General features: G+C 54.1%; 22 protein-coding genes and 1 pseudogene. 22 read left to right on the plus strand and 1 reads right to left on the minus strand.

What is annotated here, in order from left to right; all coding sequences use genetic code 11:
• A partial coding sequence (gene viaA, locus ENTHG_RS17455) for an ATPase RavA stimulator ViaA (RefSeq protein WP_044182660.1) occupies positions 1 to 930 on the plus strand: 930 nt, incomplete at its 5' end.
• 3 nt (positions 931 to 933) lie between these two features.
• Here viaA and asnA read toward each other — a convergent pair.
• A pseudogene (asnA, locus tag ENTHG_RS17460) lies at positions 934 to 1,925 on the minus strand (aspartate--ammonia ligase).
• A 151-nt stretch (positions 1,926 to 2,076) separates the two neighbouring features.
• Between asnA and asnC the strand changes: the two are divergent.
• The 21 genes from asnC to phoU all read left to right on the plus strand — a co-directional run bounded on the left by asnC (position 2,077) and on the right by phoU (position 22,588).
• Positions 2,077 to 2,535, plus strand: coding sequence for a transcriptional regulator AsnC (gene asnC / locus ENTHG_RS17465; protein ID WP_007369362.1), 459 nt, complete (start codon positions 2,077 to 2,079; stop codon positions 2,533 to 2,535).
• Positions 2,536 to 2,634: 99 nt separating this feature from the next.
• Positions 2,635 to 3,084, plus strand: coding sequence for an FMN-binding protein MioC (gene mioC, locus ENTHG_RS17470; RefSeq protein ID WP_044182665.1), 450 nt, complete (start codon positions 2,635 to 2,637; stop codon positions 3,082 to 3,084).
• Positions 3,085 to 3,456: 372 nt separating this feature from the next.
• Positions 3,457 to 5,346, plus strand: coding sequence for a tRNA uridine-5-carboxymethylaminomethyl(34) synthesis enzyme MnmG (gene mnmG / locus ENTHG_RS17475; RefSeq protein ID WP_044182668.1), 1,890 nt, complete (start codon positions 3,457 to 3,459; stop codon positions 5,344 to 5,346).
• A gap of 104 nt (positions 5,347 to 5,450) precedes the next feature.
• Entirely contained in the window at positions 5,451 to 6,074 is a 624-nt protein-coding gene (gene rsmG / locus ENTHG_RS17480) for a 16S rRNA (guanine(527)-N(7))-methyltransferase RsmG (protein ID WP_044182671.1), read from the plus strand.
• Positions 6,075 to 6,690: 616 nt separating this feature from the next.
• Positions 6,691 to 7,071 (plus strand): F0F1 ATP synthase subunit I, encoded by a 381-nt coding sequence (gene atpI, locus ENTHG_RS17485; protein WP_044182673.1) that lies wholly within the window; start codon positions 6,691 to 6,693, stop codon positions 7,069 to 7,071.
• 8 nt (positions 7,072 to 7,079) lie between these two features.
• The gene (gene atpB / locus ENTHG_RS17490; RefSeq protein ID WP_044182676.1) at positions 7,080 to 7,898 is read left to right on the plus strand and encodes a F0F1 ATP synthase subunit A; all 819 of its coding nucleotides are present in this window, start codon (positions 7,080 to 7,082) and stop codon (positions 7,896 to 7,898) included.
• 49 nt (positions 7,899 to 7,947) lie between these two features.
• Entirely contained in the window at positions 7,948 to 8,187 is a 240-nt protein-coding gene (gene atpE / locus ENTHG_RS17495; protein WP_004393045.1) for a F0F1 ATP synthase subunit C, read from the plus strand.
• 58 nt (positions 8,188 to 8,245) lie between these two features.
• Entirely contained in the window at positions 8,246 to 8,716 is a 471-nt protein-coding gene (gene atpF, locus ENTHG_RS17500; RefSeq protein WP_044182687.1) for a F0F1 ATP synthase subunit B, read from the plus strand.
• Between the two features lie 14 nt (positions 8,717 to 8,730).
• Positions 8,731 to 9,264, plus strand: coding sequence for a F0F1 ATP synthase subunit delta (gene atpH / locus ENTHG_RS17505; protein ID WP_044182690.1), 534 nt, complete (start codon positions 8,731 to 8,733; stop codon positions 9,262 to 9,264).
• 12 nt (positions 9,265 to 9,276) lie between these two features.
• The gene (gene atpA / locus ENTHG_RS17510) at positions 9,277 to 10,818 is read left to right on the plus strand and encodes a F0F1 ATP synthase subunit alpha (RefSeq protein ID WP_044182693.1); all 1,542 of its coding nucleotides are present in this window, start codon (positions 9,277 to 9,279) and stop codon (positions 10,816 to 10,818) included.
• Positions 10,819 to 10,868: 50 nt separating this feature from the next.
• Complete coding sequence (gene atpG / locus ENTHG_RS17515) at positions 10,869 to 11,732, plus strand: F0F1 ATP synthase subunit gamma (protein WP_044182696.1); 864 nt, start codon at positions 10,869 to 10,871, stop codon at positions 11,730 to 11,732.
• A 31-nt stretch (positions 11,733 to 11,763) separates the two neighbouring features.
• On the plus strand, positions 11,764 to 13,146 hold the full coding sequence (gene atpD / locus ENTHG_RS17520; RefSeq protein WP_044182699.1) for a F0F1 ATP synthase subunit beta: 1,383 nt from the start codon (positions 11,764 to 11,766) through the stop codon (positions 13,144 to 13,146).
• Between the two features lie 20 nt (positions 13,147 to 13,166).
• Positions 13,167 to 13,586, plus strand: a complete 420-nt coding sequence (locus ENTHG_RS17525; RefSeq protein ID WP_044182702.1) for a F0F1 ATP synthase subunit epsilon — start codon at positions 13,167 to 13,169, stop codon at positions 13,584 to 13,586.
• 326 nt (positions 13,587 to 13,912) lie between these two features.
• Positions 13,913 to 15,283: a bifunctional UDP-N-acetylglucosamine diphosphorylase/glucosamine-1-phosphate N-acetyltransferase GlmU gene (gene glmU / locus ENTHG_RS17530; protein ID WP_044182704.1), complete on the plus strand. Its 1,371-nt coding sequence runs from the start codon at positions 13,913 to 13,915 to the stop codon at positions 15,281 to 15,283.
• 179 nt (positions 15,284 to 15,462) lie between these two features.
• Entirely contained in the window at positions 15,463 to 17,292 is a 1,830-nt protein-coding gene (glmS, locus tag ENTHG_RS17535; RefSeq protein ID WP_044182705.1) for a glutamine--fructose-6-phosphate transaminase (isomerizing), read from the plus strand.
• A 68-nt stretch (positions 17,293 to 17,360) separates the two neighbouring features.
• Positions 17,361 to 17,924 (plus strand): hypothetical protein, encoded by a 564-nt coding sequence (locus ENTHG_RS17540; RefSeq protein ID WP_052332731.1) that lies wholly within the window; start codon positions 17,361 to 17,363, stop codon positions 17,922 to 17,924.
• A gap of 109 nt (positions 17,925 to 18,033) precedes the next feature.
• A complete protein-coding gene (gene pstS / locus ENTHG_RS17545) occupies positions 18,034 to 19,074 on the plus strand; it encodes a phosphate ABC transporter substrate-binding protein PstS (protein WP_044182707.1) in 1,041 nt (346 codons plus the stop codon).
• A gap of 107 nt (positions 19,075 to 19,181) precedes the next feature.
• Entirely contained in the window at positions 19,182 to 20,141 is a 960-nt protein-coding gene (gene pstC, locus ENTHG_RS17550; protein ID WP_044182709.1) for a phosphate ABC transporter permease PstC, read from the plus strand.
• The gene (gene pstA, locus ENTHG_RS17555) at positions 20,141 to 21,028 is read left to right on the plus strand and encodes a phosphate ABC transporter permease PstA (RefSeq protein ID WP_044182712.1); all 888 of its coding nucleotides are present in this window, start codon (positions 20,141 to 20,143) and stop codon (positions 21,026 to 21,028) included. Before pstC ends, pstA begins: the two co-directional genes overlap by 1 nt.
• Positions 21,029 to 21,074: 46 nt before the next feature.
• Positions 21,075 to 21,848, plus strand: coding sequence for a phosphate ABC transporter ATP-binding protein PstB (pstB, locus tag ENTHG_RS17560; RefSeq protein WP_044182714.1), 774 nt, complete (start codon positions 21,075 to 21,077; stop codon positions 21,846 to 21,848).
• A gap of 14 nt (positions 21,849 to 21,862) precedes the next feature.
• Positions 21,863 to 22,588, plus strand: coding sequence for a phosphate signaling complex protein PhoU (gene phoU / locus ENTHG_RS17565; protein WP_044182717.1), 726 nt, complete (start codon positions 21,863 to 21,865; stop codon positions 22,586 to 22,588).
• Positions 22,589 to 22,757: the final 169 nt, after the last annotated feature.

The raw sequence follows: 22,757 nt of genomic DNA on the forward strand, positions 1-22,757 counted from the left end.
GAAAACGAAAATGCCGCCGGCAGGCTGTGGGATATGAGCGCCGGCCAGCTCAAGCGCGGCGACTATCAGCTGATCGTTAAATACGGCGACTTCCTGACCGAGCAGCCGGAACTCAGGCAGCTGGCAGAGCAACTTGGTCGCTCCCGTGAAGCGAAATCTGTTCCGCGCAAAGACGCGCCGCTGGAAACGTTCCGCATGCTGGTGCGTGAGCCGTCAACGGTGCCGGAGCAGGTCGACGGGCTGCACCAGAGCGATGATATTCTGCGCCTGCTGCCGCCTGAACTGGCGACGCTGGGCATCACCGAACTGGAGTATGAGTTCTACCGGCGGCTGGTGGAAAAGCAGCTTCTTACCTACAGACTGCATGGCGACGCCTGGCGTGAGCGGCTCATTGAGCGCCCGGTGGTGCATCAGGATTTTGATGAACAGCCGCGCGGGCCATTTATTGTCTGCGTGGATACTTCCGGCTCAATGGGCGGCTTTAATGAACAGTGCGCAAAAGCCTTCTGCCTGGCGCTGATGCGCGTAGCGCTGGCGGATAAACGCCGCTGCTACATAATGCTCTTTTCCAGCGAAGTGGTGCGTTATGAACTGACCTGCCAGCAGGGCCTGGAGCAGGCGATCCGCTTTCTGAGCCAGCGCTTTCGCGGCGGGACTGATTTAGCGAGCTGTTTTCGCGCGATTATTGAGCGGATGCAGGGTGGAGAGTGGTTTGACGCCGACGCGGTGGTGATTTCTGACTTTATCGCCCAGCGTTTGCCGGATGATGTGGTAAGCAAGGTTAAAGAACAGCAGACGGTCCATCAGCAGCGTTTTCACGCGGTAGCCATGTCAGCCCACGGCAAACCCGGCATCATGCGTATTTTCGATCATATCTGGCGCTTTGATACCGGGATGCGTAGCCGCCTGCTACGACGCTGGCGGCGCTAATACTTACAGCAGAGAAGGAACGCTGCCGCGCACCTGTTCCGGCCATACGCCGCACTGAACCTGGCCAATGTGCGGCAGTTGCAGCAGCAGCATGGTCAGACGCGACTGCCCGATTCCACCGCCGATAGTTTGCGGCATTTCGCCGCGCAGCAGCGCCTGATGCCACTCCAGCTGCAGGCGATCTTCATCGCCGGTCATTGCCAGCTGGCGTTTCAGCGTTTCAGCGTCAACGCGGATGCCCATAGAGGAGAGCTCCAGCGCATCTTCCAGCACCGGGTTCCACACCAGGATATCGCCGTTCAGGCCGTGCAGACCGGCCTCGCAAGGCGTGCTCCAGTCATCATAATCCGGGGCGCGGACGTCGTGGCGCTGGCCATCGCTCAGTTTGCAGCCGATACCGATTAAGAACACCGCCCCCAGCTCTTTCGCTATAGCCCGTTCACGGCCCTTTGCATCCAGCCCCGGATAGCGGCTCAGCAGCGTTTCGCTATGCACAAAATGAATGTTTTCCGGCAGGAACGGCGTCAGGCCAAACGCTTCGCAGACCGCAGCCTCGGTAGCTTTGATCCCGTCATAGATCGCCTCAACGGTGGTTTTAAGCGTGCCGGTGTGGCGTTCGCCATCACCCAGTACGCGCTCCCAGTCCCATTGATCGACATAAACAGAATGGATAGGCGTCAGACGGTCTTCATCAGGGCGAAGAGCTTTCATATGCGTGTACAGCCCTTCGCCCGCGCTGAAGTCGTGTTGCCCCAGAGTTTGACGTTTCCACTTCGCCAGAGAATGCACCACTTCAAACTGGGCCTCTGGCAGAGTTTTCACTTTTACCTGTACCGCTTTTTCGCAACCAGACAGGTTATCCTGCGTCCCGTCACCCACCCGGCTTAAGATTGGCGCCTGCACTTCAATCAGGCCAAGCTTGTCTTCCAGCTGGCGGGAAAAAAGGATTTCACGAAACTGATCTGGCGTTGTTTTGCAATGTAAGCGGTTTTCATTATTTTTACTCCTGCGTCCTGTTGCTGGTGATTAAGCAATAAAATGCGCGCTCAATGCAATAATCCAGCAATAAAATAGCCAGTCGAATTTTGATTCAATAAAATCAGGCGCTAAAATAGATTGATTCATCAATCTTCATAAGAAAAACCTATGGAAAATTATCAGATCGACAATCTGGATCGCGGCATTCTCGACGCGTTAATGGCCAATGCGCGTACCGCCTATGCCGAACTGGCGAAACAGTTTGGCGTTAGCCCGGGGACGATTCATGTGCGGGTAGAAAAAATGAAACAGGCGGGCATCATTACCGGGGCACGTATCGACGTCAGTCCGAAACAGCTGGGGTACGACGTCTGCTGTTTTATCGGCATTATCCTCAAAAGCGCGAAAGATTATCCCTCTGCCCTTGCGAAGCTGGAGAGTCTGGAAGAGGTCACCGAAGCCTACTACACCACCGGCCACTACAGCATCTTTATTAAAGTCATGTGCCGCTCGATCGACGCGCTGCAACAGGTACTTATCAACAAGATCCAAACAATTGATGAAATTCAGTCCACTGAGACGCTGATCTCCCTGCAGAACCCTATCATGCGTACGATCCGCCCTTAACCAGGCGTTTTCATCCCAAAGCAATACCCATATTGTCCACAGGTAGATCCCGGGCCATTCACAGCGTACAATACGCACCTCTTAACCGGAGTGGACAGCATGGCGGATATTACTCTTATTAGCGGCAGTACCCTTGGGGGCGCAGAATATGTAGCGGAACATCTGGCGGAAAAACTGGAAGATGCCGGTTTTACCACCGAAACGCTGCATGGGCCGCTGCTGGAAGATCTTTCACTACAGGGCACATGGCTGATTGTGACCTCTACGCATGGCGCTGGCGATCTTCCTGACAATATCCAGCCGCTTTACGATGAACTGAACGCGCAGAAGCCCGATCTTTCATCCGTTCACTTCGGTGCCGTGGGCATTGGCAGCCGGGAATACGATACCTTTTGCGGGGCGATTGAAAAATTTGAGTCCCTGCTCCTGTCTCTCGGTGCAAAACAGACAGGTGAAACGGCCCGGATCAACGTCCTTGAGCACGACATACCTGAAGATCCGGCAGAGGTTTGGCTCGGATCCTGGATTAATTTACTCAAAAACGATTAAAGATCGTGCGATCAGATGTGGATAACTCTGGTTAAAAGGGTTGATCAACCGGTAGTTATCCAAAGAATAACCCTAGCTCACATTTCGTGCTGTGTATAACATGCCATTCTGATCCCAGCTTATACTGTCCAGGATCACCGATCATTCACAGATAGTGATCCTGGGTAACCGCATGATCTTTATCGCGGGATCCAGGTTATCCACAACTCTTCGGGATCCTAATAAGAGATCACAATAGAACAGATCTCTCTATATAAAGATCTTCTTTTTAATAGTCTGGATCCGCGCTCTTTCTCGCTGGTCTAAAGTTGAGTAGAATCCACGCCCCGGGCAGTCATCCATTTTCTAACCGCGTTATGCGAGGCAATTACCATGTTTTATCCGGATCCTTTTGACGTCATTATCATTGGCGGGGGTCATGCAGGCACTGAGGCCGCAATGGCCGCAGCGCGTATGGGTCAGCAGACCCTGCTTTTGACACACAATATCGACACGCTGGGGCAGATGAGCTGCAACCCGGCGATTGGCGGTATTGGGAAGGGACACCTGGTAAAAGAAGTGGATGCGCTCGGCGGGCTGATGGCGAAGGCGATCGATCAGGCGGGTATTCAGTTTAGGATACTAAACGCAAGCAAAGGTCCGGCCGTTCGGGCCACTCGCGCACAGGCGGATCGCGTGCTCTATCGCCAGGCGGTACGTACTGCGCTGGAGAATCAGCCAAACCTGATGATCTTCCAGCAGGCCGTTGAGGATCTTATCGTTGAAAACGATCGTGTTGTTGGCGCCGTTACCCAGATGGGGCTGAAATTCCGCGCCAAAGCCGTCGTACTCACCGTCGGGACATTCCTTGACGGCAAAATTCATATTGGGCTGGATAACTACAGCGGCGGCCGTGCCGGCGATCCGCCTTCCATTCCGCTTTCTCGCCGTCTGCGCGAACTGCCGCTGCGCGTAAGCCGTCTGAAAACCGGTACGCCGCCGCGTATTGATGCGCGCACCATTGATTTCAGCGTGCTGGCGCAACAGCACGGCGACAATCCGATGCCGGTCTTCTCGTTTATGGGGCATGCTTCCCAGCATCCGCAGCAGGTGCCGTGCTACATCACGCACACCAATGAGAAAACCCATGACGTCATCCGCAATAACCTCGATCGCAGCCCGATGTACGCAGGCGTGATCGAAGGTATTGGCCCGCGTTACTGCCCGTCGATCGAAGACAAGGTGATGCGCTTTGCCGATCGTAACCAGCACCAGATTTTCCTGGAGCCGGAAGGGCTGACTTCTAACGAAATTTACCCGAACGGCATCTCTACCAGCCTGCCGTTCGACGTGCAGATGCAGATTGTCCGCTCTATGGAAGGGATGGAGAACGCGAAGATCGTTCGTCCTGGCTACGCCATCGAGTATGACTTCTTCGATCCGCGCGACCTTAAGCCGACGCTGGAGAGTAAGTTTATTCACGGTCTGTTCTTCGCCGGGCAGATCAACGGCACGACCGGTTACGAAGAAGCCGCCGCTCAGGGGCTGCTCGCCGGGCTTAACGCTGCGCGTTTCTCCGCCGAGAAAGAGGGTTGGGCGCCTGCACGTTCTCAGGCTTACCTTGGCGTGCTGGTGGACGATCTCTGCACGCTGGGCACCAAAGAGCCGTACCGCATGTTTACCTCGCGCGCTGAATACCGCCTGATGCTGCGTGAAGACAACGCCGACCTCAGGCTGACCGAAATCGGCCGCGAGCTGGGCCTGGTGGACGATGCGCGCTGGGCGCGCTTCAACGAAAAGCTGGAAAACATTGAACGTGAACGCCAGCGCCTGAAGTCTGTCTGGGTGACGCCTGCGTCTGAACATGCGGCGGAAGTGAACAAAAATCTCACCTCCCCGCTTTCCCGTGAAGCCAGCGGTGAAGATCTGCTGCGTCGTCCTGAAATGACCTACCCGCAGCTGGTTGCGTTGACGCCGTTTGTTCCCGGGCTTGCCGATGAGCAGGCTGCCGAGCAGGTGGAAATTCAGGTCAAATACGAAGGTTATATCGCTCGCCAGCAGGATGAAATTGAAAAACAGCTGCGTAACGAGAACACGCTGTTGCCTGCCACGCTGGATTACCGTCAGGTGAACGGCTTGTCCAACGAAGTGATCGCCAAGCTCAACGATCACAAACCGGCGTCGATCGGCCAGGCTTCGCGTATTTCCGGGATCACCCCCGCCGCCATCTCTATCCTGCTGGTATGGCTGAAAAAACAGGGTATGCTGCGCCGTAGCGCTTAATATTTTGACCACTGCCCGGTCGTGATGGCCGGGCTCGCGGGTTTTGTACTGCCGCAGAGATAAGGCGAGCGGAACCCGGCAACCTATTCAGACAGGTAATCACCGTGCTCAACAAACTTTCTCGTCTGCTGGATGACGCAGGCATTTCACTTACCGATCACCAGAAAAACCAGCTGGTTGCGTATGTCGGGCTGCTGCACAAATGGAATAAAGCCTACAACCTTACCTCTGTGCGTGACCCCGGCGAAATGCTGGTTCGACACATACTCGACAGTATCGTCGTTGCGCCGCATTTACAGGGCGCGCGGTTTATCGACGTTGGCACGGGGCCGGGTCTGCCGGGCGTTCCGTTATCTATCGTACTGCCGCAGGCTCATTTCACGCTGCTGGACAGTCTGGGGAAACGCATCCGCTTTTTACGCCAGGTGCAGCATGAGCTACAGTTGACCAACATTGAGCCGGTACAGAGCCGGGTGGAAGATTTCCCTGCCACGCCGCCTTTCGACGGTGTGATCAGCCGTGCCTTTGCCTCGTTAAACGATATGGTGAGCTGGTGCCAGCATCTCCCTGGCGAGAATGGCCGGTTCTATGCGCTTAAGGGCCTGATTCCCAATGATGAAATCGCCGCGCTGCCGGCTGGTTTCTCGGTGGAATCCGTGGCTGAGTTACGGGTTCCGCATCTTGAAGGCGAGCGTCATCTGGTGGTCGTTAAGGCAAACAAAATTTAATTTTTATCAAAAAATGTAGAATTCGTGCTATTTGCCGGATGTTAAAAAACGGCGTTAAAAATGGTGGTACGTTTGGTTACATTTAACGCACGCTTCACTTTGTTTTTTCCAAAACTTAACGCTGCTTTATTTGATAACCCTTAAAATAGTCAACTATGAAAATATCAGCCTGCTAAAAATTAGCGGCTGCACAAAATCGTATTTGTTAAATGATTATTATAAATGTCAACAAATCGTTTTTAATGTATGCAGGGCTGTTTTAAAAAGAGTTGCCGTTATTCATCTTGAATATCAAAAAGATGAAAAGGGTCGAAATCTTTTGCGGCGAAAGCGTATCCGGGCGGAAATGTTTAATTTGTGATCGGGTGCACGCTTTGGCAGCAGGGGTTTCGCGTTATTCGCCGTTTTACCTGATGGTTCACGGTTTAGCGAAAAGTTGAAAAATAGGGCATCAGAAAATTATTTAAACATTTATTCACCTTTTTGCTACTTATTGTTTGAAATCACGAGGCCGCACCGTATAATTTGACCGCTTTTTGATGCTTGACTCCGGGCCTTAAAGAACGTTTTATACGACACGCGGCATACCTCGAAGTGAGCAGGAGTTTTAAACGTAATGTCTGTGTCGCTGTCAGGTCGAAATGCCGCTCGCAGGCTTCTGCTTATTCAGTTTCTGGCAGTAATAGCAAGCGGATTGCTGTTTAGCCTCAAAGACCCCTTCTGGGGCATCTCCGCCTTGTGTGGAGGTCTGGCAGTATTTCTGCCGAATATGTTGTTTATGATTTTTGCCTGGCGTCATCAGGCGCATACACCTGCTAAAGGCCGTGTGGCCTGGTCCTTCGCTCTCGGCGAGGTGTTCAAGGTGTTGGCGACATTCGTGTTGCTGGTGGTGGCGCTGGCGGTTTTCAGGGCGGTGTTTTTGCCGCTGATAGTGACGTGGGTTTCGGTGCTGGTTGTTCAGATACTGGCACCCGCTGTAATTAACAACAAAGGGTAAGAGGCATCATGTCTGCAGGAGAAATCTCAACACCGCAGGATTACATAGGTCACCATCTGAATAACCTTCAGATCGACCTGCGTACGTTCTCGCTGGTGGATCCGCATAACCCCCCGGCCACCTTCTGGACGCTCAATATTGACTCCATGTTCTTCTCGGTGGTGCTGGGTCTGTTGTTCCTGATGATGTTCCGTAGCGTAGCCAAAAAGGCGACCAGCGGCGTCCCAGGAAAATTTCAGACCGCGATTGAGCTGGTGATTGGTTTTGTTCATGGTAGCGTGAAAGATATGTACCATGGCAAAAGCAAGCTTATCGCGCCGCTGGCCCTGACGATTTTCGTTTGGGTATTCCTGATGAACCTGATGGATTTACTGCCTATCGACCTGCTGCCGTATATCGGCGAGCACGTGTTCGGGCTTCCTGCGCTGCGTGTGGTGCCGTCTGCCGACGTGAACATCACTCTCTCCATGGCGCTTGGCGTATTTATCCTGATTCTGTTCTACAGCATCAAAATGAAAGGCATTGGCGGGTTTGCTAAAGAGCTGACTCTCCAGCCGTTCAACCATCCGGTGTTTATCCCGGTCAACCTGATCCTGGAAGGTGTTAGCCTGCTGTCCAAACCGGTTTCTCTCGGTCTGCGACTGTTCGGCAACATGTACGCCGGTGAGTTGATTTTCATTCTGATTGCTGGTCTGTTGCCGTGGTGGTCACAGTGGATTCTGAATGTGCCGTGGGCCATTTTCCACATCCTGATTATTACGCTGCAAGCCTTCATTTTCATGGTTCTGACGATCGTCTATCTGTCGATGGCGTCTGAAGAGCATTGATTTTTTACCAACACTACTACGTTTTAACTGAAACAATCTGGAGACTGTCATGGAAAACCTGAATATGGATCTGCTGTACATGGCTGCCGCTATTATGATGGGTCTGGCGGCAATCGGTGCTGCGATCGGTATCGGCATCCTCGGGGGTAAATTCCTGGAAGGCGCAGCGCGTCAACCTGATCTGATTCCTCTGCTGCGTACTCAGTTCTTTATCGTTATGGGTCTGGTGGACGCAATCCCGATGATCGCTGTAGGTCTGGGTCTGTACGTGATGTTTGCTGTCGCGTAGTAAGGGTTGCTTAAACAGCAAGTATTTAGAACGTTAACCAGAGAAGAGGCATTGTGCTGTGAATCTAAACGCAACAATCCTCGGCCAGGCCATCGCGTTTGTCCTGTTCGTTCTGTTCTGCATGAAGTACGTATGGCCGCCTTTAATGGCTGCCATTGAAAAACGTCAGAAAGAAATCGCTGACGGCCTCGCTTCTGCAGAACGAGCTAAAAAGGATTTGGACCTTGCACAGGCCAATGCGACCGACCAGCTGAAAAAAGCGAAAGCGGAAGCCCAGGTAATCATTGAGCAGGCGAACAAACGTCGCGCTCAAATCCTGGACGAAGCCAAAGCTGAAGCCGAGCAGGAACGTACCAAAATCGTGGCGCAGGCGCAGGCGGAAATTGACGCCGAGCGTAAACGCGCTCGCGAAGAGCTGCGTAAACAAGTGGCTCTGCTGGCAGTAGCCGGCGCCGAGAAGATCATCGAGCGTTCCGTGGATGAAGCTGCTAACAGCGACATCGTGAATAAACTGGTCGCTGAACTGTAAGGAGGGAGGGGCTGATGTCTGAATTTGTAACGGTAGCTCGCCCCTACGCCAAAGCAGCTTTTGACTTTGCCGTCGAACACCAGAGCATCGACCGCTGGCAGAACATGCTGGCGTTCGCCGCTGAGGTGACCAAAAACGAACAAATGGCAGAGCTTCTCTCTGGCGCGCTGGCGCCGGAAACGCTCGCTGAGTCGTTTATCGCAGTCTGTGGGGAGCAACTTGACGACAACGGTCAGAACCTGATTCGGGTAATGGCAGAAAATGGTCGTCTGAAAGTGCTTCCTGATGTTCTTGAGCAGTTTGTTCAATTGCGTGCAGCCAGCGAGGCTACCACAGAAGTGGAAGTCACTTCTGCTACCGCACTGAGCGAAGAACAGCTTTCGAAAATCAGCGCCGCGATGGAAAAACGTCTGTCACGCAAAGTTAAGCTGAATTGCAAAATCGATAAGTCTGTAATGGCAGGCGTTATCATCCGTGCGGGTGATATGGTCATTGATGGCAGCGTACGCGGCCGTCTTGAACGCCTCGCAGACGTCTTGCAGTCTTAAGGGGACTGGAGCATGCAACTGAATTCCACCGAAATCAGCGAACTGATCAAGCAGCGCATTGCTCAGTTCAGTGTTGTGAGTGAAGCTCACAACGAAGGTACTATCGTTTCCGTTAGTGACGGTGTTATCCGTATCCACGGCCTGGCCGATTGTATGCAGGGTGAGATGATCTCCCTGCCGGGTAACCGTTACGCTATCGCACTGAACCTGGAGCGCGACTCCGTAGGTGCGGTGGTGATGGGTCCGTACGCTGACCTCGCCGAAGGCATGAAGGTAAAATGTACTGGCCGTATTCTTGAAGTTCCGGTTGGCCGTGGCCTGCTGGGCCGCGTGGTGAACACCCTGGGTGCGCCAATTGACGGTAAAGGTCCGCTGGAGCACGACGGCTTCTCCGCTGTAGAAGCCATCGCGCCGGGCGTAATCGAACGTCAGTCCGTTGACCAGCCTGTACAGACCGGTTACAAATCCGTTGACGCCATGATCCCAATCGGCCGTGGTCAGCGTGAGCTGATCATCGGTGACCGTCAGACTGGTAAAACCGCGCTGGCCATCGATGCCATCATCAACCAGCGTGATTCCGGGATTAAGTGCGTCTACGTTGCTATCGGCCAGAAAGCCTCCACTATCTCTAACGTGGTGCGCAAACTGGAAGAGCACGGCGCGCTGGCGAACACTATCGTTGTGGTCGCAACCGCTTCTGAATCCGCTGCACTGCAATACCTGGCGCCGTATGCCGGTTGCGCAATGGGCGAATACTTCCGCGACCGCGGTGAAGACGCGCTGATTATTTATGATGACCTGTCCAAACAGGCCGTTGCTTATCGTCAGATCTCCCTGCTGCTCCGCCGTCCGCCTGGACGTGAAGCATTCCCGGGCGACGTATTCTATCTCCACTCCCGTCTGCTGGAGCGTGCTGCGCGTGTTAACGCTGAATACGTTGAAGCCTTCACCAAAGGTGAAGTGAAAGGGCAAACCGGTTCTCTGACTGCTCTGCCGATTATCGAAACGCAGGCAGGTGACGTTTCCGCATTCGTTCCGACCAACGTAATCTCCATTACCGATGGTCAGATCTTCCTGGAAACCAACCTGTTTAACGCCGGTATTCGTCCTGCGGTTAACCCGGGTATCTCCGTATCCCGTGTAGGTGGCGCAGCGCAGACCAAGATCATGAAGAAACTGTCCGGTGGTATTCGTACCGCGCTGGCGCAGTATCGTGAACTGGCGGCGTTCTCCCAGTTTGCCTCTGACCTTGACGAAGCAACCCGTAAACAGCTTGACCACGGTCAGAAAGTGACCGAACTGCTGAAACAGAAACAGTATGCGCCGATGTCCGTTGCGCAGCAGTCTCTGGTTCTGTTCGCGGCAGAACGTGGTTACCTGGCGGATGTCGAACTGGCGAAAATCGGTAGCTTCGAAGCCGCTCTGCTGGCTTACGTTGACCGTGACCACGCTCCGCTGATGCAAGAGATCAACCAGTCCGGTGGCTATAACGACGAAATCGAAGGCAAGCTGAAAGGCATCCTCGATTCCTTCAAAGCAACCCAGTCCTGGTAACGTCTGGCGGCCTGCCTTAGGGTAGGCCGCAAGGCATTGAGGAGAAGCTCATGGCCGGCGCAAAAGAGATACGTAGTAAGATCGCAAGCGTCCAGAACACGCAGAAGATCACTAAAGCGATGGAGATGGTCGCCGCTTCCAAAATGCGTAAATCGCAGGATCGCATGGCGGCCAGCCGTCCTTATGCAGATACCATGCGCAAAGTGATTGGTCACCTTGCTAACGGTAATCTGGAATATAAGCACCCTTACCTGGAAGAACGCGACGTTAAGCGCGTGGGCTACCTGGTGGTGTCGACCGACCGTGGTCTGTGCGGCGGCTTGAACATTAACCTGTTCAAAAAACTGCTGGCGGAAATGAAGGCGTGGTCTGATAAAGGCGTTCAGAGCGAACTCGCGATGATCGGCTCTAAAGGCGTCTCTTTCTTTAATTCCGTAGGCGGGAACGTTGTCGCTCAGGTAACCGGCATGGGGGATAACCCTTCCCTGTCCGAACTGATCGGTCCGGTTAAAGTGATGTTGCAGGCCTACGACGAAGGTCGTCTGGACAAGCTTTATATTGTCAGCAACAAATTTATCAACACCATGTCTCAGGTGCCGACTATCACCCAACTGCTGCCGTTACCGGCGGAAGAGGATGAAGAGTTGAAGCGCAAATCCTGGGATTATTTGTACGAACCCGATCCGAAGTCGCTGCTGGACACCCTGCTGCGTCGTTATGTCGAATCGCAGGTTTATCAGGGTGTTGTTGAAAACCTGGCCAGCGAGCAGGCCGCGCGTATGGTGGCGATGAAAGCCGCAACCGATAATGGCGGCAGCCTGATTAAAGAGCTGCAGTTGGTATACAACAAAGCTCGTCAGGCCAGCATTACTCAGGAACTCACCGAGATCGTCTCGGGGGCCGCCGCGGTTTAACCAGGTTTACGAATTTCGTAGAGGATTCAAGATGGCTACTGGAAAAATTATCCAGGTAATCGGCGCCGTGGTGGACGTCGAGTTCCCTCAGGATGCCGTACCAAAAGTGTACGACGCCCTTGAGGTGCAGAATGGTGAAGAACGTCTGGTGCTGGAAGTTCAGCAGCAGCTCGGCGGTGGCGTTGTGCGTACCATCGCGATGGGTTCTTCCGACGGTCTGCGTCGTGGTCTGGCAGTAACAGACCTGGCTCACCCGATCGAAGTACCGGTAGGTAAAGCGACGCTGGGTCGTATCATGAACGTACTGGGCGAACCGGTCGACATGAAAGGCGAAATCGGCGAAGAAGAGCGTTGGGCGATTCACCGCGCGGCGCCGACCTACGAAGAGTTGTCAAACTCTCAGGAACTGCTGGAAACCGGCATCAAAGTTATCGACCTGATGTGTCCGTTCGCTAAGGGCGGTAAAGTCGGTCTGTTCGGTGGTGCGGGCGTAGGTAAAACCGTAAACATGATGGAGCTGATTCGTAACATCGCGATCGAGCACTCCGGTTACTCTGTGTTTGCGGGCGTAGGTGAGCGTACTCGTGAGGGTAACGACTTCTACCACGAAATGACCGACTCCAACGTTATCGATAAAGTATCCCTGGTTTACGGCCAGATGAACGAGCCGCCGGGAAACCGTCTGCGCGTTGCGCTGACCGGTCTGACCATGGCTGAGAAATTCCGTGACGAAGGTCGTGACGTTCTGCTGTTCGTCGATAACATCTACCGTTACACCCTGGCCGGTACCGAAGTATCCGCACTGCTGGGCCGTATGCCTTCTGCGGTAGGTTACCAGCCGACGCTGGCGGAAGAGATGGGCGTTCTGCAGGAACGTATCACCTCCACCAAAACCGGTTCTATCACCTCCGTACAGGCGGTATACGTACCGGCGGATGACCTTACTGACCCGTCACCAGCAACCACCTTTGCGCACCTTGACGCAACCGTGGTACTGAGCCGTCAGATCGCCTCTCTGGGTATCTACCCGGCCGTTGACCCGCTGGACTCCACCAGCCGTCAGCTGGACCCGCTGGTGGTTGGTCAGGAACACTACGACACCGCGCGTGGCGTTCAGTCCATCCTGCAGCGTTATCAGGAACTGAAAGACATCATCGCCATCCTGGGTATGGATGAACTGTCAGAAGAAGACAAACTGGTGGTAGCACGCGCACGTAAGATCCAGCGCTTCCTGTCCCAGCCGTTCTTCGTGGCAGAAGTATTTACCGGTTCTCCGGGCAAATACGTCTCCCTGAAAGACACCATCCGTGGCTTTAAAGGCATCATGGAAGGCGAATACGATCACCTGCCGGAGCAGGCGTTCTACATGGTCGGTTCCATCGACGAAGCCGTGGAAAAAGCCAAAAAACTTTAACGCCTTAATCGGAGGGTGATATGGCAATGACTTACCACCTGGACGTCGTCAGCGCAGAGAAACAGATGTTCTCTGGCCTGGTCGAGAAAATCCAGGTAACGGGTAGCGAAGGTGAACTGGGTATTTACCCGGGTCACGCGCCGCTGCTCACCGCCATTAAGCCTGGTATGATTCGCATCGTGAAACAGCACGGTCATGAAGAGTTTATCTACCTGTCCGGCGGCATTCTTGAAGTGCAGCCTGGCAGCACGACCGTTCTGGCTGATACCGCTATTCGCGGCCAGGATCTCGACGAAGCGCGAGCGCTGGAAGCGAAGCGCAAAGCCGAAGAGCAGATAAAGAGCTCTCATGGCGATGTGGATTACGCTCAGGCGTCTGCAGAGCTGGCGAAAGCTATTGCGAAACTGCGCGTTATCGAGTTGACCAAAAAAGCGATGTAACACCGGCTTACAGTCAAAAAGCCAGTCTGGTAACCAGGCTGGCTTTTTTTATGGCTAAAAATGATGCTTTTGTTTGATGAATATTTCACGGGTGCTTTATTCATAACTAAAAAAAAGAGCAAAAACATCGCTCTGCTTGTTAAAAAAGCCCGTATTACCCCCTTAATCCAGAGAAATAGCGGTGTAATCCCGTTAAAAATGCCCTAAATTACCTCTCATCCCGGCAGGAACGCTTTTTTGCCTGCCAGCCATTTCGCGATGAAAAAAATGTAGAATTTTCAAGGCGAAAGGGTAAAACTTCCACTCAAATTACAGTCAGGATGCGTATGTTGAACACAAAAATGAGTGTGGTGATCCTTGCCGCTGGCAAAGGCACACGCATGTACTCCGATCTCCCTAAAGTGCTGCACACCCTTGCAGGGAAAGCGATGGTTCAGCATGTTATTGATACAGCGAATAAAATCGGGGCTGACAATGTTCATCTGGTGTATGGCCACGGTGGCGACCTGCTAAAACAGACGCTGTCAGAGGATAACCTCAACTGGGTTTTACAGGCGGAGCAGAAAGGCACTGGCCATGCCATGCAGCAGGCGGCGCCGTTCTTTGCGGATGATGAAGATATTCTGATGCTCTACGGCGACGTGCCGTTGATTACCGCAGAAACCCTGACCCGCCTGCGCGAAGCGAAGCCGCAGGGCGGCATTGGCCTGCTGACCGTTAAACTTGACGACCCTACCGGCTATGGCCGTATCACCCGTGAAAACGGCAAGGTTACAGGGATTGTTGAGCATAAAGACGCAAGCGATGAACAGCGCCAGATTCAGGAAATCAATACCGGCATTCTGGTCGCCAATGGCGCAGATATGAAACGCTGGCTATCAAAACTGACCAACAACAACGCCCAGGGCGAATACTACATCACCGATATTATTGCGCTCGCCTGGCAGGAAGGCCGTGAAATCGCTGCCGTTCATCCAGAACGTCTGAGCGAAGTGGAAGGGGTGAATAACCGTCTGCAGCTTTCCCGCCTGGAACGTGTTTACCAGTCTGAGCAGGCGGAAAAACTGCTGCTGGCGGGCGTTATGCTGCGCGACCCTGCGCGTTTTGACCTGCGCGGTACGCTGACGCACGGGCGTGATATTGAAATTGATACTAACGCTATCATCGAAGGCCATGTGACGTTGGGGCACCGCGTCAAAATTGGCGCAGGCTGCGTGATTAAAAACAGCGTGATTGGCGATGACTGCGAGATCAGCCCCTACAGCGTAGTGGAAGATGCGCAGCTGGAAGCGGCCTGCACCATCGGTCCGTTTGCCCGCCTGCGCCCTGGCGCGGAGCTGCTGGCAGGCGCGCACGTGGGCAACTTCGTTGAGATGAAAAAAGCCCGCCTGGGCAAAGGCTCGAAAGCCGGGCATCTCACCTACCTGGGCGATGCGGAAATTGGCGACAACGTGAATATCGGCGCGGGGACGATCACCTGCAATTACGATGGCGCAAACAAGTTCAAGACCATCATCGGTGACGATGTGTTTGTCGGCTCCGACACGCAGCTGGTGGCGCCAGTCACCGTAGGTCATGGGGCGACTATCGCCGCCGGTACGACCGTCACCCGTGACGTGGCGGAAAACGAGCTGGTATTAAGCCGTGTGCCGCAGGTGAACAAGCAGGGCTGGCAGCGCCCGGTGAAGAAAAAGTAAGAGATTCACTCTCTACCCCACAGGGGAGAGAGTCGGGATGAGGGGATAATATAATCCCCCGCCCAAAAGCAGTAACCATAAAAATAACCCCACTCTCTACAAGGCTCGGGGCGCCCTTAACGGGCAACAACAGGTCAGCGACAACGCATGGCAAAATGCCATAATCAGGAACTTTAACTATGTGTGGAATTGTTGGCGCAATCGCGCAGCGTGATGTAGCTGAAATCCTTCTCGAAGGTTTACGTCGTCTGGAATACCGTGGTTATGACTCTGCCGGACTGGCGGTGGTCGACAACGAGGGGCACATGACCCGTCTGCGTCGTCTCGGTAAGGTGCAGATGCTTGCTCAGGCGGCGGAAGAACAGCCGCTGCATGGTGGTACGGGCATCGCCCATACCCGCTGGGCGACCCACGGCGAACCGTCGGAAGGCAATGCTCACCCCCACGTCTCCGGACACATTGTGGTGGTGCATAACGGTATCATCGAAAACCACGAACCTCTGCGCGAAGTACTGAAAGCGCGCGGATACACTTTTGTCTCCGAAACCGACACCGAAGTAATCGCTCACTTAGTTCACTGGGAGCTGGAACAGGGCGGTACGCTGCGTGAAGCGGTACTGCGCGCAATCCCGCAACTGCGCGGGGCCTACGGTACGGTGGTGATGGATACGCGCGATCCCTCTACCCTGCTGGCGGCACGTTCCGGCAGCCCGCTGGTTATCGGCCTCGGAATGGGCGAAAACTTTATTGCTTCCGATCAGCTGGCGCTGCTGCCGGTAACCCGTCGCTTTATCTTCCTTGAAGAAGGCGACATTGCGGAAGTGACCCGCCGTACCGTGGTTATCTTTGATAAATCCGGCGCGGAAGTAAAACGTCCTGATATCGAATCTAATCTGCAATATGACGCGGGTGATAAAGGTATTTATCGCCACTATATGCAGAAAGAGATCTACGAGCAGCCGAACGCGATTAAAAACACCCTCACCGGGCGCATCAGCCACGGTGAAGTAGATTTAAGCGAACTTGGCCCGCAGGCCAACGACCTGCTGAGCAAGGTTGAACATATCCAGATTATCGCCTGCGGCACCTCCTACAACTCTGGCATGGTCTCCCGCTACTGGTTTGAATCGTTAGCGGGCGTGCCGTGCGATGTGGAAATCGCCTCTGAGTTCCGCTACCGCAAATCTGCCGTGCGCCGCAACAGCCTGATGATCACGCTGTCGCAGTCTGGCGAAACGGCGGATACCCTGGCGGGGCTGCGTCTGTCAAAAGAGCTGGGCTATCTGGGATCGCTGGCTATCTGTAACGTGCCCGGCTCTTCGCTGGTGCGTGAATCCGATCTGGCCATCATGACCAATGCGGGCACCGAAATCGGCGTTGCCTCTACCAAAGCCTTCACCACACAGTTAACCGTGCTGCTGATGCTGGTGGCGAAACTGGCCCGTCTGAAAGGGCTGGACGCAGCCGTCGAGCATGACATCGTTCACGGGCTGCAGGCGCTACCGAGCCGTATCGAGCAGATGCTGTCGCAGGACAAGCGTATCGAACAGCTGGCGGAAGATTTCTCTGACAAACACCATGCCTTATTCCTGGGCCGTGGCGATCAGTACCCTATCGCGCTGGAAGGGGCGCTGAAGCTAAAAGAGATCTCTTATATCCATGCGGAAGCCTATGCCGCGGGCGAACTAAAACATGGCCCGCTGGCGTTGATTGACGCCGATATGCCGGTCATCGTGGTGGCGCCGAATAACGAGCTGTTGGAAAAACTGAAATCCAATATCGAAGAAGTTCGCGCTCGTGGCGGCGTACTTTACGTGTTCGCGGATAAAGACGCTGGTTTTGCCAGCAGCGACAACATGCATATTATCGAGATGCCGCATGTGGAAGAGGTTATCGCCCCTATCTTCTACACGGTTCCGCTGCAGTTGCTGGCCTATCATGTGGCGCTGATCAAAGGCACCGACGTTGACCAGCCGCGTAACCTGGCGAAATCCGTCACGGTGGAATAACGGCGCCCCGGCGTCCGAACTAAAAAGAGGTTGCTGCGGCAGCCTCTTTTCTTTTGCGCAGGCTAATAATGATTTTAGAGAACATCCTGGGCGCGAACTTCACTGCGCTGTTGAGGTGGAGCGAACAAATTGAGGATGGGATTGCGCGGCGTAAACTGGCGCAGCTTAAAGCGCAGACTCAGCAATTTGAGGAGATGCCTAAAGCCCGGTTTATAGGCGTTTCCACCTATTACAGCAGCGTTGTGGCCCTGTTCTATATGTTGCTGCTGAGTTATCTCTCCCTTGCCGTCGCGCTCCAGGGGCGCTTTGCTGGCCTCTTCTTTGCTGGCGGCTGCCTGATTTTTACCCTGCTGATAGTGGCCATGTCGAATGTGACAAAAGGAAGATCCCTCGCCCTTAAGCTGTTTGTGGTCATCGCGCTTCTTCAGGCGGGATCCCTGCTGATACTGGCAATATGGCCGCTTTATCTCTCTTTTTCTTTGCTGTCGGCGATACTGTGGGCGGTGGGCGTGCTGCTGCTATGGCAGGCGCGAAGAATCATGAACGGCGAAGAGCTGGCGAAGCTAATGCGCTGGCGTATCCGCTTAAGAGTTATGCACTACCGGCGACGGGCGCTGACAAAAGGAAAATAGCCGCTGTCATTAAACCGTAACATTCGTTGCATATAACTGTCATCAAAGTGTCCTATTTTGCTCGTCGTAGCCACTTAAACAATGATTTACGATCCTTGCAGGAGACATTATGAACGTTATGCGTACCACTGTCGCAACTGTTGTCGCCGCGACCTTTTCTCTGAGCGCTTTCGCTGTTAGCGCTGCAGCAAATCTTACGGGCGCTGGTGCAACTTTCCCTGCGCCGGTGTATGCCAAATGGGCTGATACCTACCAGAAAGAGACCGGTGGCAAAGTAAACTACCAGGGTATCGGTTCTTCCGGCGGCGTAAAACAGATCATTGCCAACACCGTTGATTTCGGTGCTTCTGATGCTCCTCTGGCTGATGAGAAACTGGCTCAGGAAGGCCTGTTCCAGTTCCCGACCGTTATCGGCGGCGTGGTGCTGGCCGTTAACCTGGAAGGCTTCAAATCCGGTGAGCTGGTTCTGGATGGCAAAACCCTGGGCGATATCTACCTGGGCAAAATCAAAAAATGGGATGACGCGGCAATCGCTAAGCTGAACCCGGGCAAAAAACTGCCGTCTCAGAACATCGCCGTTGTTCGTCGTGCTGATGGCTCCGGTACCTCCTTCGTCTTCACCAGCTACCTGGCGAAAGTTAACGAAGAGTGGAAATCAAAAGTAGGCGCAGGCTCTACCGTTAACTGGCCGACCGGTCTGGGCGGTAAAGGTAACGACGGCATCGCCGCGTTCGTACAGCGTCTGCCAGGCTCTATTGGTTATGTTGAGTATGCTTACGCTAAGCAGAACAACCTGGCTTACACCAAGCTGGTTTCTGCCGATGGCAAACCGGTCAGCCCGACCGAAGAGAGCTTCTCTAACGCCACTAAGAACATCGACTGGAGCAAATCTTTCGCTCAGGATCTGACGAACCAGAAAGGCGATGACGTGTGGCCGATCACCTCCACCACCTTCATCCTGGTGCACAAAGAGCAGAAGAAACCTGAGCAGGGTGCCGAAGTGCTGAAATTCTTCGACTGGGCATACAAAAACGGCGGCAAACAGGCTAACGACCTGGATTATGCAACCCTGCCGGAAAGCGTAGTTGAACAAGTTCGCGCCGCATGGAAGACCAGCGTGAAAGACAGCAGCGGTAAAGCGGTTTATTAACAGAATATCGTTGACGAAGATGGCGGGTAGCGCAGTGCTCCCCGCCTTACAGTCCTCACTGTAGGCCACCAGGCTATTCGAAAGACGTTTTAACAGAAGAGTAACTTATGGCTGCAACCAAGCCGGCTTTTAACCCCCCGGGTAAAAAAGGTGACATGATTTTCAGCGCGCTGGTAAGACTGGCTGCGCTGATTGTGCTATTGCTGCTTGGCGGCATTATCGTGTCTCTGATTTTCTCATCATGGCCGAGTATTCAGAAATTTGGTTTCTCATTCTTGTGGACAAAAGAGTGGGATGCGCCAAACGAGACGTTCGGCGCGCTGGTGCCTATTTACGGCACGCTGGTTACCTCATTTATCGCCCTGCTGATTGCCGTTCCGGTAAGCTTCGGCATTGCTCTGTTCCTGACGGAGCTGGCGCCGGGCTGGCTTAAGCGCCCGCTGGGTATTGCGATTGAATTGCTGGCGGCTATCCCCAGTATCGTGTACGGCATGTGGGGCCTGTTTATTTTCGCCCCGCTGTTCGCCAAATATTTTCAGGAGCCGGTCGGCAATGTGCTTTCCGCCATTCCTTTTGTCGGCGCCCTCTTCTCTGGCCCGGCTTTCGGCATCGGTATCCTGGCGGCGGGCATTATCCTCGCCATTATGATTATTCCGTACATTGCGGCGGTCATGCGTGATGTATTCGAACAGACGCCGGTGATGATGAAAGAGTCGGCCTACGGTATCGGCTGCACCACCTGGGAAGTTATCTGGCGTATCGTGCTGCCGTTCACCAAAAACGGCGTTATCGGCGGCGTGATGCTGGGGCTGGGACGCGCGCTGGGGGAAACCATGGCCGTGACCTTTATCATCGGCAACACCTACCAGCTCGACAGCGTGTCGCTCTATATGCCGGGTAACAGTATTACCTCTGCGCTGGCTAACGAATTCGCCGAGGCGGAATCGGGGCTGCACGTTGCCGCACTGATGGAGCTGGGCCTGATCCTCTTCGTGATTACGTTTATCGTGCTGGCGATCTCTAAGTTCATGATCATGCGTCTGGCGAAGAACGAGGGGGCACGCTAATGGCTACGCTCGATATGCAAAACACCGCAGAACTGGCGGAATCCCGCCGCAAAATGCAGTCGCGTCGCCGCATCAAAAACCGTATCGCGTTGGCCCTGTCGATGGCGACAATGGCGTTTGGTCTGTTCTGGCTGGTCTGGATCCTCTTCTCGACCATCGCACGCGGTTTTGACGGTATGTCGCTGGCGCTGTTCACCGAAATGACGCCGCCGCCGAACACGGCGGGCGGCGGGCTGGCAAACGCCTTGGCGGGCAGCGGCCTGCTGATTCTGTGTGCGACTGTTATCGGTACGCCGCTGGGCATCATGGCCGGCATTTATCTGGCGGAATATGGCCGTAAATCCCTGCTTGCCGAAGTTATCCGTTTCATTAACGACATTCTGCTCTCCGCGCCTTCTATCGTTGTGGGCCTCTTTGTTTACACCGTGGTGGTGGCGCAGATGCAGCACTTCTCCGGCTGGGCGGGCGTTATCGCGCTGGCGCTGTTGCAGGTGCCGATTGTTATTCGTACCACGGAAAACATGCTTAAGCTGGTGCCGGATAGCCTGCGTGAGGCGGCTTATGCGCTGGGGACGCCGAAGTGGAAGATGATTTCCGCCATTACGTTAAAAGCGTCTGTCTCCGGGATCATGACCGGTGTGCTGCTGGCGGTGGCGCGTATTGCGGGCGAAACCGCCCCGCTGCTCTTTACTGCGCTCTCCAACCAGTTCTGGAGCACCGATATGATGCGGCCTATCGCTAACCTGCCGGTGACCATTTTCAAATTCGCCATGAGTCCATTCGTAGAGTGGCAGCAACTGGCCTGGGCTGGCGTTCTGCTGATAACCCTGTGCGTTCTGCTGCTGAATATCCTGGCGCGCGTCATTTTCGCGACGAAGAAACACTAATTTTTACGGCGCGGCGAAACGCGGCGTCGAGTGAGGAAAGAGACAAATGAGTATGGTTGATACAACGCCGGGCAAGATTCAGGTTCGTGATTTGAACTTCTATTACGGCAAATTCCATGCCCTGAAAAATATCAGTCTGGATATTGCCAAAAATCAGGTGACCGCTTTTATCGGGCCTTCAGGCTGCGGTAAGTCCACCCTGCTGCGCACCTTTAACAAAATGTTCGAGCTTTACCCGGAACAGCGCGCAGAAGGTGAAATCCTGCTGGATGGCGACAATATTCTCACCAATACCCAGGATATCGCGCTACTTCGCGCCAAAGTGGGGATGGTCTTTCAGAAGCCGACGCCGTTCCCGATGTCGATTTACGACAATATCGCCTTTGGCGTGCGTCTGTTTGAAAAGCTCTCCCGCGCCGATATGGATGAGCGTGTGCAGTGGGCGTTGACCAAAGCCGCTCTGTGGAATGAAACCAAAGATAAGCTGCATCAGAGCGGATACTCTCTCTCTGGTGGTCAGCAGCAGCGCCTGTGCATCGCGCGCGGTATCGCCATTCGCCCGGAAGTTCTGCTGCTGGATGAACCCTGCTCCGCCCTCGACCCGATCTCTACCGGGCGTATTGAAGAGCTGATCACCGAGCTGAAACAGGACTACACCGTGGTGATCGTTACTCACAACATGCAGCAGGCGGCGCGTTGCTCCGATCATACGGCGTTTATGTATCTTGGCGAGCTGATTGAATTCAGCAACACGGACGATCTGTTCACCAAGCCCGCGAAGAAACAAACAGAAGATTATATTACTGGCCGCTACGGTTGATTCAGGAGTACGCAATGGACAATCTTAACCTCAATAAACATATTTCCGGCCAGTTTAACGCCGAGCTGGAAAGTATCCGCACTCAGGTGATGACCATGGGTGGGATGGTCGAGCAACAGCTCTCTGATGCCATCACGGCAATGCATAACCAGGACAGCGAGCTGGCAAAGCGCGTCGTTGAGGGTGACAAGCAGGTCAATATGATGGAAGTGGCCATCGATGAAGCCTGCGTGCGCATTATCGCCAAGCGTCAGCCGACCGCCAGCGATCTGCGTCTGGTCATGGTCATTATCAAAACCATCGCCGAACTGGAGCGAATTGGCGACGTGGCGGACAAGATTTGCCGCACTGCGCTGGAGAAGTTTTCCCACCAGCATCAGCCGCTGCTGGTCAGCCTGGAGTCGTTAGGTCGCCATACGGTGCAGATGCTGCACGACGTGCTGGATGCGTTTGCGCGAATGGATATTGACGAAGCGGTACGTATCTACCGTGAAGACAAGAAAGTTGACCAGGAGTACGAAGGCATTGTGCGTCAGCTGATGACCTACATGATGGAAGATCCGCGCACCATTCCCAGCGTGTTGACCGCCCTCTTCTGCGCCCGTTCTATTGAGCGCATCGGCGACCGCTGCCAGAATATTTGCGAATACATCTTCTACTTCCTGAAAGGTCAGGATTTCCGTCACGTAGGCGGCGATGAGCTGGATAAGCTGCTGGCGGGTAAAGATCCGAAAGAGTAATCGCCTTCCTGTTCAGTGATACAAACGCCAGCCTGTGCTGGCGTTTTTGTTTATGAGCGAGGTCACATTTTCCGCTTGTTCGCATGGCTACTGTGGTCGACGGGGCAGCACGTCCTGTCTTCCATTCGTTGCGGCTTCGTCAGGATATGACGCAGCCATCACCTACAAG

It is taken from the genome of Phytobacter massiliensis JC163, from assembly GCF_000321045.1.
GTDB classification, from domain to species: Bacteria; Pseudomonadota; Gammaproteobacteria; order Enterobacterales; family Enterobacteriaceae; genus Phytobacter_A; species Phytobacter_A massiliensis.

Coding starts and splice junctions, on each gene's coding strand:
- asnC (WP_007369362.1), top strand. CDS start 2,077: ATGGAAAATTATCAGATCGACAATCTGGATCGCGGCATTCTCGACGCG.
- mioC (WP_044182665.1), top strand. CDS start 2,635: ATGGCGGATATTACTCTTATTAGCGGCAGTACCCTTGGGGGCGCAGAA.
- mnmG (WP_044182668.1), top strand. CDS start 3,457: ATGTTTTATCCGGATCCTTTTGACGTCATTATCATTGGCGGGGGTCAT.
- atpI (WP_044182673.1), top strand. CDS start 6,691: ATGTCTGTGTCGCTGTCAGGTCGAAATGCCGCTCGCAGGCTTCTGCTT.
- atpB (WP_044182676.1), top strand. CDS start 7,080: ATGTCTGCAGGAGAAATCTCAACACCGCAGGATTACATAGGTCACCAT.
- atpE (WP_004393045.1), top strand. CDS start 7,948: ATGGAAAACCTGAATATGGATCTGCTGTACATGGCTGCCGCTATTATG.
- atpH (WP_044182690.1), top strand. CDS start 8,731: ATGTCTGAATTTGTAACGGTAGCTCGCCCCTACGCCAAAGCAGCTTTT.
- atpA (WP_044182693.1), top strand. CDS start 9,277: ATGCAACTGAATTCCACCGAAATCAGCGAACTGATCAAGCAGCGCATT.
- atpG (WP_044182696.1), top strand. CDS start 10,869: ATGGCCGGCGCAAAAGAGATACGTAGTAAGATCGCAAGCGTCCAGAAC.
- atpD (WP_044182699.1), top strand. CDS start 11,764: ATGGCTACTGGAAAAATTATCCAGGTAATCGGCGCCGTGGTGGACGTC.
- ENTHG_RS17525 (WP_044182702.1), top strand. CDS start 13,167: ATGGCAATGACTTACCACCTGGACGTCGTCAGCGCAGAGAAACAGATG.
- glmU (WP_044182704.1), top strand. CDS start 13,913: ATGTTGAACACAAAAATGAGTGTGGTGATCCTTGCCGCTGGCAAAGGC.
- glmS (WP_044182705.1), top strand. CDS start 15,463: ATGTGTGGAATTGTTGGCGCAATCGCGCAGCGTGATGTAGCTGAAATC.
- ENTHG_RS17540 (WP_052332731.1), top strand. CDS start 17,361: ATGATTTTAGAGAACATCCTGGGCGCGAACTTCACTGCGCTGTTGAGG.
- pstS (WP_044182707.1), top strand. CDS start 18,034: ATGAACGTTATGCGTACCACTGTCGCAACTGTTGTCGCCGCGACCTTT.
- pstC (WP_044182709.1), top strand. CDS start 19,182: ATGGCTGCAACCAAGCCGGCTTTTAACCCCCCGGGTAAAAAAGGTGAC.
- pstA (WP_044182712.1), top strand. CDS start 20,141: ATGGCTACGCTCGATATGCAAAACACCGCAGAACTGGCGGAATCCCGC.
- pstB (WP_044182714.1), top strand. CDS start 21,075: ATGAGTATGGTTGATACAACGCCGGGCAAGATTCAGGTTCGTGATTTG.
- phoU (WP_044182717.1), top strand. CDS start 21,863: ATGGACAATCTTAACCTCAATAAACATATTTCCGGCCAGTTTAACGCC.